Annotated in this window: 10 protein-coding genes; 6 read left to right on the top strand and 4 right to left on the bottom strand. The window is 46.2% G+C overall.

What is annotated here, in order from left to right:
• Positions 1-33: 33 nt before the first annotated feature.
• Positions 34-627 carry a carboxymuconolactone decarboxylase family protein gene (locus tag ACXAGP_RS05280; protein WP_475259998.1) on the top strand — a complete coding sequence of 198 codons (594 nt, stop codon included), beginning with the start codon at positions 34-36 and terminating at the stop codon, positions 625-627.
• A gap of 40 nt (positions 628-667) precedes the next feature.
• Here the strand turns inward: ACXAGP_RS05280 and ACXAGP_RS05275 are convergent, their stop codons facing one another.
• On the bottom strand, positions 668-2,794 hold the full coding sequence (locus ACXAGP_RS05275; RefSeq protein WP_475259997.1) for a methyl-accepting chemotaxis protein: 2,127 nt from the start codon (positions 2,792-2,794) through the stop codon (positions 668-670).
• Positions 2,795-3,166: 372 nt separating this feature from the next.
• A complete protein-coding gene (locus tag ACXAGP_RS05270) occupies positions 3,167-3,571 on the bottom strand; it encodes a MerR family DNA-binding transcriptional regulator (RefSeq protein WP_475259996.1) in 405 nt (134 codons plus the stop codon).
• A 115-nt stretch (positions 3,572-3,686) separates the two neighbouring features.
• Between ACXAGP_RS05270 and ACXAGP_RS05265 the strand changes: the two genes are divergently transcribed.
• Genes ACXAGP_RS05265 through ACXAGP_RS05250 form a run of 4 tightly spaced genes read left to right on the top strand, consistent with a single transcriptional unit; the run spans position 3,687 to position 7,251 of the window.
• On the top strand, positions 3,687-4,937 hold the full coding sequence (locus ACXAGP_RS05265) for an NADH:flavin oxidoreductase/NADH oxidase family protein (protein ID WP_475259995.1): 1,251 nt from the start codon (positions 3,687-3,689) through the stop codon (positions 4,935-4,937).
• Between the two features lie 50 nt (positions 4,938-4,987).
• Positions 4,988-5,593 (top strand): HAD family hydrolase, encoded by a 606-nt coding sequence (locus ACXAGP_RS05260; RefSeq protein WP_475259994.1) that lies wholly within the window; start codon positions 4,988-4,990, stop codon positions 5,591-5,593.
• A 58-nt stretch (positions 5,594-5,651) separates the two neighbouring features.
• Entirely contained in the window at positions 5,652-6,023 is a 372-nt protein-coding gene (locus ACXAGP_RS05255) for a BlaI/MecI/CopY family transcriptional regulator (protein ID WP_475259993.1), read from the top strand.
• Positions 6,016-7,251 (top strand): TonB family protein, encoded by a 1,236-nt coding sequence (locus ACXAGP_RS05250; RefSeq protein WP_475259992.1) that lies wholly within the window; start codon positions 6,016-6,018, stop codon positions 7,249-7,251. Before ACXAGP_RS05255 ends, ACXAGP_RS05250 begins: the two co-directional genes overlap by 8 nt.
• A 12-nt stretch (positions 7,252-7,263) precedes the next feature.
• Here ACXAGP_RS05250 and ACXAGP_RS05245 read toward each other — a convergent pair whose 3' ends face one another.
• On the bottom strand, positions 7,264-9,615 hold the full coding sequence (locus ACXAGP_RS05245; RefSeq protein WP_475259991.1) for a DNA polymerase II: 2,352 nt from the start codon (positions 9,613-9,615) through the stop codon (positions 7,264-7,266).
• A 269-nt stretch (positions 9,616-9,884) separates the two neighbouring features.
• Here ACXAGP_RS05245 and ACXAGP_RS05240 point away from each other — a divergent pair, with 269 nt between their 5' ends.
• On the top strand, positions 9,885-10,817 hold the full coding sequence (locus tag ACXAGP_RS05240; RefSeq protein WP_475259989.1) for a hypothetical protein: 933 nt from the start codon (positions 9,885-9,887) through the stop codon (positions 10,815-10,817).
• On the opposite strand, the gene ACXAGP_RS05235 is transcribed toward ACXAGP_RS05240, so the two are convergent.
• A complete protein-coding gene (locus ACXAGP_RS05235; RefSeq protein ID WP_475259988.1) occupies positions 10,800-12,551 on the bottom strand; it encodes a S8 family serine peptidase in 1,752 nt (583 codons plus the stop codon). The genes ACXAGP_RS05240 and ACXAGP_RS05235 overlap by 18 nt on opposite strands.
• Positions 12,552-12,718 lie beyond the last annotated feature (167 nt).

Below are 12,718 nucleotides of genomic sequence, written 5' to 3'. Positions count from 1 at the left end.
TCTTCATCATACAAACAACAATAAGGAAACACCATGGCACATCTCGAACCGCTTCCGGCGGAAACCACACCAGAACTGGCTGAACACTTTGATATCTTCGTTAATATTTTGGGTTTTGTCCCTAATTCTCTGTTAACCATGCAGCGCCGTCCTGAAATCGTCAAAGGGTTTGGTGTATTAACCAAAGCTGTCATGGCTGAGGATGGCGCGGTTGATTTGGGCTTCAAGCGCCTATTGGCTCACTTCGCCAGTCGAGCTGCAGGTTGCCAATACTGTGAAGCTCATAGTTTGATTGCGGCTGAAATCCACGGCATTGCGCATGAAAAAGTGGCTGCGGTTTGGGAATACCAAACCAGCCCGTTATACACAGATGCAGAGCGCGTGGCACTGGACTATGCATTAGCGGCAGGTAGTGTACCTAACGCTGTTGATGAGCCGCTAATGGCCCGCATGAAACAACATTGGTCAGAGGATGAAATCGTAGAGATCCTTGGCGCTATTTGCCTGTATGGCTTTTTGAATCGCTGGAATGACTCTATGGCAACGGATCTTGAAGCAGCTCCCAAAGCACTAGGCGACGAAGTGCTGCAAAAGGGCGGTTGGACTGGCGGCAAACACGTTAAATAACGTTCTGCCAAGGATGTGAGGCAATGCCTCACATCTCATCTCACACTTTGAATTTGTGCACGATGTCTATTAAAGAGTGACTGCTTTTCGCCAGGTCCTTAGAGCGATCAGCTAAATCAATAACCCGCTGCGCCACACCACTCACATCACTGCCGATATTGTTAATATCTTTCGACATATTGTGGGCTAACTGATTTTGCTCTTCCGCTGCGGCGGCGATAACAGAGGTCATACCGGTGATCTGCTCCATCGATTCCCGGATACCGTTAAGGTGGGTGCCGGTTTCTTCCACCAGGGTGGTGGCAGCATTAGTGATTTGATTACCGTGGGCCATGGCATCCACAGCCTGTGTGGAGCCGGTTTGAATGCTCTGGATAATATCCTGTGTTTCCTCAACTGCGCTTTGTGTGCTGCTGGCCAGGGTGCGTACTTCGTCCGCTACCACGGCAAAGCCTCGCCCTTGTTCGCCTGCTCGGGCGGCCTCAATGGCGGCATTCAGCGCTAACAGGTTGGTTTGGTTGGCGATATTCTGGATGGTGGTGAGGATATTGGTGATTTGTTCAATATCATCATTTAATTGCCCGATCACTGCTGTGGCTTTGTTTACCTCAGTATTCACATCACCCATGGTATTCACCAGATCATCCATAGCGGCGCTACTTTCCAGCACTTGCTGATTGGTGTTGTCGGTAACTTCCGCCACGTGTTGAATATTTTTGGTGACTTCAAGCGAGGCTTGAGACATTTGCTCCGCTTCTGAAACAATACGGTCTACCGAATCGCGGCTGGTGGCCAGGTCCTGACCACACACATTGGCTACTTGCTCGCTATCTTCACAACCAGCATTCACCGAGCTGGCGTTTTTATCGATAGTACGCACCATATTGGCCAGATTATCGATAAACTTATTTATCCAGGTGGCCAGTTCACTGGTTTCGTCCTGAGTATAAATGCGGATGTGTTTGGTTAAATCCCCCTCACCTTCGGCAATATCCTTCATCAGGTCGCGCATTTTAACGATGGGCTTAACAATCTGATTGGAAATAATGTTGATCACCACAAAGCCCACACCTGCGAGGATCACGGCGGCGATAATCAATTGAGATAGAGCGGCGTCACTGCGACTGGAGATTTCATCTCTCAGTCGATTTGAGGTGGCGAGCATCACTTCTTCAGGTACGCTTACCAGCAAATACCACTGTTTGTCGACACCACCGATTTCGGTACGGGTGATCACATTAACTTTACCGCTGGTGCTACTGGAATAAACGTTATTGCTGCTGGAAACGGCTGCGCTCAGCTCTCTGGCGAAGGAACCACCCAGCTCCGATACCGCTTTACCAGAGGCGCCGGGGTCTTCACTGTATCCGATAATGTTTCCGGTTTCGCTTAACAGCATCACTTCGCCTTTACCATCAAACAAGGCGTCGTCACTTTTAGTCATCAGGGCCTTTACAAAGTTGGCGTCAAAATCGACACCAACCACACCAATAAACTCACCGCGAGAAATAATGGGTACTGAAATGGTGGTTAGCAGGTAGTTAACGCCGCTTAGGTCAAACACATCCGGGTCAATCAGGCAGCGATCACGGCGGCTGCGGGGGCAACTAAAATAGCCATTTTTACTTTCATCTACAACTGAACTCACCCAATCCAGGCTGATGCTGCCACCTTCCCTATACCAATAAGGGGAAACACGACCATTGTCCAACATACCCATGGGTTTATTGCGTTCATTACTGTTAAGAAAATCAGCATCGTTGCCAAATACATCGGGATTCAGGGGGGACATAATGCCCATGTAGCTGGGGTGTGCTTCTAACAGGTTACGCAGTTTATTCAATACCAAAGCACGTGCTTGCGCAGCATCAAAGCCATTCTCTTGCCAGGTGCGATGCAATAAGCTCAGATCTGCGGCAAAGGTTTCTGCCACCAAGGCGGCGTTTTCTACATTTTTAGCTATTTGGGCTGCCTGTACCTGCGATTCTGCCTCAATCAGTGCCATACCGTCGCGACGCAGGGCTTCCCTTGCAACCTTTTCTACTTCGGTTTTCACACTAGAGCTGTTGTAAGTGGTGATACTGGCTAGCACCACCGTTAGCAGGATGATGATAAACATCACCGAGTAGGTAATTTTGTTTCTGATGCTTCGGGTAATAAAGTTCATCGTATGGTTGCTTTGCGTCCGGTATGGTTGTTTTTTATTACAATTAAGGTGCCCTTGTCCACTCTAAATTAGTACGCAATCCCTTGATTTATCAGGCCTGGAAAGATAACTATGCAATAATACGCATAGCTATTCATTGACTTAATTTTCCTGTTTATCATTAAGTTTATCTGCAAATCTCAGAATTTCTTGTGTTTTCCTGTAATTGTTTGAAATTTATTGGATTTTGGGCGACATAATTGACCTGCCGATATTTTAAAGTCGAAACGGTACAGATGGCTCCGCACCTGTGAGGGCGGCTAAAAAAGGAGGTGTTACATAACTACCCATTACCCGATTTATTACCAAAATTTGACCAAAAGTCATTTATTATTACAAATCCGCTTGTTGCAACAGTGTATTGATTTGCTCGGCGGACATACATTGCCCTTGTTGCCAGGTGGAATTGAGCTGCTGTTTTAGCTGCTCAATCTGAGCCTGTTGATGATTGAGTTTTGCAATCAATTGCGCAAGTTCCTCTTGTTTCATGGCCAGTCGTTCCAGCACCAGCTCGTGATCAAGATCCTCTTCCTGACTCAATAGTTTTGGCAGCTCTTCCAGACTAAAGCCCAGCTTTTGACCTAAGCGAATGCAATCGAGACGCGCTTTTACCTTATCGTCATATTGTCGGTAGCCACTGTTTGTACGGGGCACTTTAGGTAACAGGCCCTGCTTTTCATAAAATCGGATTGTGGAGGCGGCTACTCCTGTGGCTTGCGCTAATTCACCGATTTTCACAATATTACGTCTCCACTTGACCTTAAACTTAACTTTAAGGTTAGAGTGTTTAACCATTGAAATCAAATAGTGCTACGCGCGACATATTCTATTGTCGTTATTGGAGGAAAATCCCATGCAATCATCTGAAAAGCAGCAATTATTCAGTGAACTGACCCTGCCTTGTGGGTTGAAACTGAAAAACCGTATTGCCAAAGCGGCGATGGAAGAGAACATGGCTGTGTCCAGACAACTGCCGGGTGAAGAGTTGTTTCGTTTGTACCAGGCCTGGGCAAAAGGTGGAACTGGCATGATCATTACCGGCAATGTCATGGTGGATCATTTGGCGATGACGGGGCCGGGCGGCGTAGCGCTGGAAGTGGACACACCGCTGCAACCTTTTGAGCAGTGGGCGAAGCTGAGCAAACAAAACGGATGTAAAATTATCATGCAGATTAATCATCCAGGTCGGCAGGTATTTAAAAAAATGGGAGGCAAGGTACTTTCGCCCTCCGATGTAGCTTTGGATATGGGCGCTCATTCGGGGTTGTTTACACAGCCCAAAGCGATGTCTGAAGATGAAATTGAGGATGTGATTGAACGTTTTGTGACTACAGCAAAACGCGCCGAAGATGCGGGGTTTGATGGGGTGGAAGTGCACGCAGCTCATGGCTACCTGTTAGCTCAGTTTTTATCTCCGCTAACCAACAAGCGTCAGGATCAATGGGGTGGCAGTATCGATAACCGCTCCCGATTACTGCTGGAGATAATCAGACGTATTCGACAAGTTGTTTCACCGGAGTTCGCGCTGTCGGTTAAACTGAATTCCGCCGACTTCCAACGGGGTGGTTTTGATGTTGACGATGCCAAAAAGGTGGTTGAAAAATTGTCTGAAGAGGCTGTGGATTTTATAGAATTGTCTGGTGGTAGTTACGAAGCCCCAGCCATGCAAGGCCGAACAGCTGATGGGCGCACTCTAGAGAGAGAGGCCTACTTTTTGTCTTTCGCTGAAAAGATTGCGTCTGTGTGCAAAGTGCCGGTGATGACTACGGGGGGCATTCGCCGTTTGCCCGTGGCAGAAAAAGTGATCGCTAAGAATGTTGATTTAGTGGGTATTGCCAGTGCTTTGGCTTATAACCCTGATTTACCCAATCAGTGGCAACGAGATGCCCGTTTCGAAGGGGTTATTCCCCTGGTTAGCTGGAAAGATAAAACCCTCGCGGGGCTTGCTACTATGGCGATGGTAAAGCGTCAGTTACACAGAATTGGTGCTGGTAAAGCCAGCAAGCACAATATTTCTCCGTTGTTGTCTCTAATAGTTGATCAGTTACGGGCTGCTAAACTCACCAAGCGCTATCGCAAACAATATGTAAATGAAGTGAGCTAATCTTTGATTTGTGCGTACCATATAGCTCATTTCCAGAATGAGATCGAATAATGGTGCAGCAAGCTATCAAGGGCGTAATTTTTGATATGGACGGTACGCTGGTGACTTCTCAGCTTGATTTCAAATCCATGCGTGAAGCCATTGGTTGTCCAGCGGAGCAGGATATTCTTGATTTTATTGCGGCTTTGGCTTGCGACGAGGCGAGGCAGCAGGCTGAGCAAACCATTATTGATATTGAGGTTGCCGAAGCACAACATTGCCAGTTAATTGACGGGGTACCAGAGATGTTAAAAACGTTAGAGCAATGGCAAGTGCCCGTGGCCTTGGTCACGCGAAACTGTCGCGCCGCCACGGCCATTAAACTGGTCAAAGCGGGTTTGCAGTTCGATCCCGTACTCACTCGAGAATGTGCGCCCGCTAAACCGGATCCAAGTGCTTTATTGCAGGTAGCCAATAGTTGGCAGATCGCGCCTGAACATTTGCTTTACGTGGGGGATTATCTGCACGATATTCACGCGGCTGAAAATGCTTGTATGCGCAGTATGCTGGTGGCTTTGAAGGGGACCCCTGACTGGACACACAACGCCACCTGGCAATGTAAAGATTACACTCATTTTCTGGATATCCTTTCGCCCTTTGTGACAAAAAATCATTGACACTCTTGATTACAAGTGTAATTCTGAATCAATTGATTACATCTGTAATAGTGTTGCTGTGGATATATCTAAAACCGAACTGGAAATTATGCAGATACTTTGGAAATCGCATCCTTTATGTGCCCAAGATGTGATATCTGAACTCAACAAGCAAAAAACCTGGCATGAGAAAACTGCAAAAACCCTATTAAATCGACTGGTGAAAAAGCAGGCCATCTCTTTCACCAAAGAGGGTAAGCGCTATTTTTACAGCCCTCTAATCGCTGAAAAAGACTATCAGCAAAAAGAGAGCGCGAGCTTTATTAGTCGCCTCTTTAAAGGGCGGGTATCGCCGCTGGTGGCTGGATTCGCCAAACAGGAAACTCTATCTGAGCAAGATGTTGAAGAGTTAAAAGCCATTATTGCCGATTGGGAGAAAAATCGTGATTGATTGGCTGCTAATGCAGCTGCCGGGCTTTTCTCTGGTATTACTGCTGTTATTGGCTTGTTATCCCTTGGCAATTCGATTTTTGGGTGCGGGCTATTATTACGCTTTGTGGCTCTTTGTGCCGTTGCAGTTGTGGTTCACACATAGTCAGCCAGTTAGCGAGATATTTGCTGGTCTCGGCGTTACTCGTTTTACTGTTTATAGCCAACAATCCTTCTCCACCTTGCAAAATAGCACCAGCCCCTATGTCAGTGAATTACTAGCGATTTGGTTGTCGGGGTTGGTTAGTTTGTTGTTATTGGGCCTTTGGCAACATCGCAGTTTTATGCAAAAACTGAATTCGCAACCCGGTGAACTGCCAGCTGCATCGATTCATATCCCGGCTAGAGTAAAGGTGTTAAGCAGCGCAAACTTGAAAACACCAATGGTGTCGGGGCTACTGTTACCGAAGCTTATTTTGCCCGCTGATTTCGCGTCGCAGCCGGAAGAAATGCAAACACTGATGTTGCGTCATGAACTAGTGCACCTGACTCGGGGAGATTTGTTCTGGAACGCGCTTGCCGTCACCCTGCTCACCATCTTTTGGTTCAACCCGCTCTCCTGGATTGCCTATCGTTATTTTCGACAAAGTCAGGAGCTGGCATGCGATGCCAGGGTTTTGCATAAACAGGATCCCGATACCCGCCTGTTGTACGCCAAATCGTTTGTCAGCCTGGCGCAGCAACAGCAAACCTCCACCTTTAGTTCTCTGTATTTTGGCGGTAAGCAGAATATGAAAGATCGCATTCTCAACATGCGCTCCGGCAAGAAGAGTCTGTTAAAGCTGTTACCATTGGCAGTTATATTTACTTTTGCTCTACCGTTGTCACAGGCTATCAGTGGCCAGAGCAGTGAGAAAAAGGTGCATGAGTTTAAAGTACATCCAGTGATGCGCATTGAACCTGTCTATCCCAAAATTGCTGCAGTGCAGGGACTTGAGGGCAGTGTGGTTTTAAAGTTTAGTGTGAAAACAGATGGTTCAGTTACTAACGTTAAGGTTATTCGCTCTACCCCCGGAGCCGTGTTTGACGACAGCGCTACACAAGCTCTAGCGCAGTGGCGCTACCAGGCAGTGGATACGCAAGTGGATAATTTGCTGGTGCAATTGGATTACGTCTTAGGAGATAGCCGCAAAGACAGTTTGCTAACTGATCTGGAGCAGATAAACCTCTCGCCCGGCAAGTTGAAATGACGGGGTTTAAATTTAAAACAAGCCCATTTGTTTTGAGCTGATACTCTCAAAGTTTTGCCCTACAAAAGGCAAAATACCTTCGGCGATGGGTTTGAGCTGCTTCTCTACGTAATGATGGTAATCAATAGGGCTGCGCAAAAATTCCAGTGGCTCTGGACCGTTGATGGTTTGTACGTATTTTATCCAGCCCTTTTTGTGGTATTTCCGGGTTTTTCCTTGTGCCTGAAGGTGGTCGTCAGCGATGCGTGCTGCTTTAACATGCGGTGGTACGGTTTTTACATATTTATCAGCACCTTGCCGTAAACGTTTGCGGTACACCAATTTGTCATCAAATTGTCCTAGTTCAGTTTTGTTGACTATCTCATTGATATAGTCGCTGACATCTTCATCGGCGAACACCATCTGGTAAAGCTGTATCTGGAAGTCTTTGGCCAGCTGTGTCCAGTCGGAGCGCACTGTTTCCAATCCTTTGAATACTAACTCCTCTCCTTTAAGCGTTTTTTTAAGACCCGCGTAGCGCTTTTTACTACCTTGCTCTGAGCCGCGAATGGTGGGCATTAAAAACTGGCTAAAGTGGGTTTCGAACTCCAATTCAAGATAACATTCAAGGCCGTATTCTGTTTGCAGTTTCTCCTGCCAACGTTGGTTTATCATGTTGGCTAATTGTTCACCTGTGTCTCGCGCTTGCGCATCGTCAGCACAGTCTTGCAACCACACAAAGGTTGAATCGGTATCACCATAAATCACCGCGTGGCCTTGCGCTTCAATCCATTTGGCGGTGGTTTGCATAATGTCATGGCCACGCAGTGTTATGGAGCTGGCGAGCCGGGTATCGTAAAAGCGACAACCACCGGAGCCCAGTACGCCATAAAATGAATTCATCAATATTTTGATGGCTTGCGACCGGGCGCTGTCTTGCTGTTGTTTGGCGACATCACGCTGTTGCCAAAGTTGGGTGATAATGTCGGGTAAAAAATGTTTTTCTCGAGAAAACTTCGCTCCTTTAAAGCCCGGAATGGCGTCATCAGGTGACTGTAAACCCTCTATTAATCCCAGTGGATCAATTTTAAAGGTGCGAATGATGGAGGGGTACAGGCTTTTGAAATCCAGTACTAACACATGTCGGTAGAGTCCAGGGCGCGAGTTCATCACATAACCACCGGGACTTGCCAGACCGCCATCTTTGGGTAGATTTGGGGCAATATAACCAGCGCGGTGCAATTTGGGTAAGTAGAGATTGGTGAATGCGGCCACTGAACCGCCGGCTCTGTCCAGCTCCAGACCGGTAAGTTGGCTGCGCAGTACGAGAAACTGCATCAGTTTGGTTTTTTCAAAAATCTCCAATACTAAGAGGCAATCTTGTAAGTTGTATTCGGCGAGTTTGATTTTGTTGTGCTTAAAATCATGGTTGATGTGTGCCATGCGATTGCTGACATCTTCTACTTTTTTGCCTTTACCTAATAACTCTTGGGCGACAAACTCCAGACTGAAGCTATCAAACTGATAGGTTGCAGATTTGAGGGAATCTATACCGTCTAATACTACGCGTCCTGCCAGATTTAGAAAGCCAGCCTGGCTACCGGTTTTGGCATCGCGCCAGGACATGGCGGAACCATCCCGACCAATGGTGAGGGACAGATTATGTCGCTGCGCGCGCTTAAGTAACAATCTGAAATCAAAACTAATGACACTCCAACCGATAATGATATCCGGATCCCAGGCATTAAAGTGGGTAACAAAGCGTTGTAGTAGTTCGGCTTCATCCTTAATCCACACTAGCCATTGTGGAGTATCTTGCTGAGGTTCGCCTATCATTAACACCAGTTTTTTTTCAGCGCTTGCCATCCCTATAGAATAGAGTTCGCCTTTTTCACTGCATTCAATATCCAGTGACATAGGTGAAAATATTGGCGTGTAATCACTGGATTTTAATCGACAGTGATAGAGTCCTTGTGGTGTTGGCTCACCAGAAACCACCGTGGCACTGCCATAAATAAAGCGCTCCATTAAAAAGCGGTCACTTAGTCTGATGTCATCCTCGTAGCTGACAATTTTACGACTTTTGAGCCAGTCTTTTAACGCGAAATGGTCCGCTTGGGTATGACTATAGATAGCGCTACACAGCTCTTGATTGAATAGTTTAAGTGGCAGTTCCCGCACCTCGGAACCGGGGTATTGGCGCTGTAAATTGTGCTTTTCTGCTTGAAGGGAATCGCTGCTGACAAACAGTACAAACTTTTCTGCTGGAGAGCAGATTCTCACTGCACCATCAGCAGTACTGAGCCAATATTCAAGAAAGGTTTGATTCTGTTTTTCCCATTGTTTTCTGGAAAGAATAAAACCTTCGGTAATCGCTTCGGTCATAAGCAGCGAAAATTCACTATTTTGAGTGTCCGGGGAAGATTTATTGTAACATCAGGGGAAGATGGGGTGTTGGATTTTGCGCAGGGCTCTCGGGAATAAATACGCGTGGCTTAACGTTGCATAATTAGTCGCTGAATAGCCCGACTTGATCCGTGTCAGGCGATTCAGAACCCTTAGGTAAGTTTCCCAGGAGATTTCTCTGCCTGGTTATTGTGATAACGACTGACGATTGGAGTTTATTCCAATCCGATAAAGATTTGGTAGTTTAAATGTTCAATTTCCCTCGTTTCCCCGAAATTGTCAGGTGCGTCACGGCTTTACTGCTGGCCCTGTTATCAACAGTCGTAACCGCCACGGAGTCGCCTCATCAATGGCAAGGCAGCGTTAGTCTCGGGCTGGAAAATGATTCTACAGTAATTATTGATGAACTGGATACTGTGGTAGATGAGGATAGCGGCAGCAACACAGTACGCCTGGGAGTTGATTACCAATACAATCCAGACGATAAAAACGAATGGCAATTTTCGGGTGATTATATCGTAAAGAATTTCAGCGATAGTGATGACTTTGATTCTGTATTACAAATCTATTCAACCGCATACAGTCATGAATTTGAGCGGGTAACTTTAGGAGTTAGAATTCAAGCAATTGATTCTGAACTCAATCATACTCCCTTTTTGAAGCTCCATAAGTTCGCTCCTAATGTTTCATTTTTTATTGGAAAACAATGGTTTGTTAATTTTGCAGTGGCCGCTAATGAGAAACAGATCCTTACTAATTCAGAGCGTTCGGCAAAGGGAGTGGAAATAAGTGTAGATAGTTACCGCTTTATTCAGGGCATTAATCACTATTTGTTGTTCACATACAAAAGAGGCAATGAGAGTGCCGAGGATCCCTTGTTTAATCAGCTATTTAACCAGGTGCGTATTGGTTGGGTTAAAAAAATAAGGCTATTTGACCGAGTCAACAAACTACGCGTTAACTGGCGCTATTTGCAGCGCAATTACAATGACGCGATACACCCGGATATTGATACATTTCGCGTGGATAAGCGTCGACAGTGGGAACTTGAATGGGAGCTGGAATGGAACTCAAGTTTATTAGTCGGTGCCAATTATCGCCTCAACGAACAAGATTCCAGTCTTGATGTTGCCCGTTATGATCAACATATAAGCAGTGTATCGTTAGAGTATCGCTTTTGAAGAAGAAAGTGGCCTCGCATGAGCAAGTTTGCTTTGTTCGAAAGGTAGTAGCCCTTTTCCGTATAAGGGATCAAAACCCTTTTCGCCAAGGTCAAGGCAACTATCAAGTGCTAACTCCACCCATTTAATCCCCTCTTTCTGCGAAGGTAATTGGCTGGCAATCCAGGCGGTGACAAATGGAGCGGCCATTGAAGTGCCAGATTGTGGGATGGTGCCATCAGCCTGACTGGCTGCCAGAATATTCACCCCATAAGCAGCTACATCGATGTGATTTCCACGTACGGCTTTTTTATAGAGTTTGTTATTCAGGTCGACTGCCGTTACGGCCACCGCGCAACTATATCCCGCCGGATACATGGGTTTTGAGAAGGGACCTTCGTTACCTGCAGCGGCTACAATAATCACACCTTTTTGACATAGTTGCTCAATGCCTTTTTCCAGTAGGCGGTTCGGTGGACCCGCTAAACTCATATTGATGACTTTAATATCTTGCTGTACCAGCCAGTTTAATCCTCGTAACAGACTCAGAGCGGTAGTAATGGATTGGCTGCCTTTTGCTTCCACAAAAACCGACGCATTGTAAAGTTCAACCTGTTTGAGAATACCTTGATATTCCGGTCCCTTACCGGAAAGCACGGAAGCAACAGCTGTGCCATGGGTAAACACCGGGGATTGATTATCTTGAGTAAAGTGCTGTTGCGTAATCATTACGTCTTTTAACAAGCTGTGCTCAAGGTTGATCGCAGTATCTACCATGCCGATCCTGGCGCCATGCCCGGGCAAAGACAGTAATTGGCTTGGAGAAATACCATCTTTTAAGGTACCACTGGCCTCACTGGCGTTGGTGTATATATTGCTGTAGATGTGATTCAGATCCAGCACGGCATCATGCTTGTCTAGTTTTTTCATCACTAGTTGGTAATCGTTATGCAAGTCATATGATGCAGGCGCTTTGACACTGGCAACAATACTGCCGAAAGACTCAAGGTGTTCCTCGTTGCTAAATTCATAGCCCTCTTTTTCAAGTGCAGATTTGGCATCAGCATCGGCCATGATGACCCATTCGTTGGTCCAGACGCGCTGTTCATCAATACCTTTGAGCACTGTCGAGTCGTTCTCAATAGCGTGAAGCGTCTGCTCAAACTGCAAGTCGGAAAAGACGATATCTAAATCTTGTTCAGCGAGGCGGTCTTCTAGTTGCTCTTCCAGAGCATCTTCTGACTGCTCAACGCCTTCTTCCACTTCGTCGTTACTTTTTTCCTCTGTGTCTGTCTGGTCATTTGGGTCAAAACTGCCAAGTCCGTCGCCCAGAGATTCGTCTGTCTCAGTTTCAGGTTCGGGTTCTTCAGGGGTAGGACGGGTGGGAATGTCTGTATCGCGGTTGAGTTCAGCATTTCTGCCTACAACTCTGACTTCAAGCATTTTTTCTAACTGGCGCTCTGTTGATAATAGTGCATCTCTTTCAACTGAGGCGCTACTATTTCTCTGTGCTTGTTCTTCAGCCAGGCGTCCAGCCATGGAGGCCGCACGCAGTAATTGTCTGTCCAGCATTCGCTCGGTTACTAATTCAGCACGACGTTCGGCACTGCGCTCATTGGCCTGTGCATAGGAGAAGCTAAACAGGGTCACGCAAAATACGGCGAAAGCAAACAGACACTGATAAACCCGCAGTACCAGTAATGCTTGTTTGTGTTTAATGATATTTTGCACGGCCACACCTTTAAACAAATTCATGACTTACCTGTCATTTTACACTAACTTAATACTTTATGACGGTTGAGAATTGTGATTTATTTCACGATTACGCCATTATGGTGAACTATTTTGACATAAGGCGTTTGTTTCTTTATACCGCAAAGCTCAAAAATATTTTGGAATAAATTGTAATCGTGTCACGTTTT

Source organism: Planctobacterium sp. AWM4_229 (assembly GCF_056160305.1).
Note: the sequence above shows the minus strand (reverse complement) of the source record. Positions and strands in the feature narration are given on the sequence as shown.

Bases quoted from the DNA above. Each gene is read 5' to 3' on its own strand.
- ACXAGP_RS05280 (WP_475259998.1), top strand. From the start codon at position 34: ATGGCACATCTCGAACCGCTTCCGGCGGAAACCACACCAGAACTGGCT.
- ACXAGP_RS05275 (WP_475259997.1), bottom strand. From the start codon at position 2,794: ATGAACTTTATTACCCGAAGCATCAGAAACAAAATTACCTACTCGGTG.
- ACXAGP_RS05265 (WP_475259995.1), top strand. From the start codon at position 3,687: ATGCAATCATCTGAAAAGCAGCAATTATTCAGTGAACTGACCCTGCCT.
- ACXAGP_RS05260 (WP_475259994.1), top strand. From the start codon at position 4,988: ATGGTGCAGCAAGCTATCAAGGGCGTAATTTTTGATATGGACGGTACG.
- ACXAGP_RS05245 (WP_475259991.1), bottom strand. From the start codon at position 9,615: ATGACCGAAGCGATTACCGAAGGTTTTATTCTTTCCAGAAAACAATGG.
- ACXAGP_RS05240 (WP_475259989.1), top strand. From the start codon at position 9,885: ATGTTCAATTTCCCTCGTTTCCCCGAAATTGTCAGGTGCGTCACGGCT.
- ACXAGP_RS05235 (WP_475259988.1), bottom strand. From the start codon at position 12,551: ATGAATTTGTTTAAAGGTGTGGCCGTGCAAAATATCATTAAACACAAA.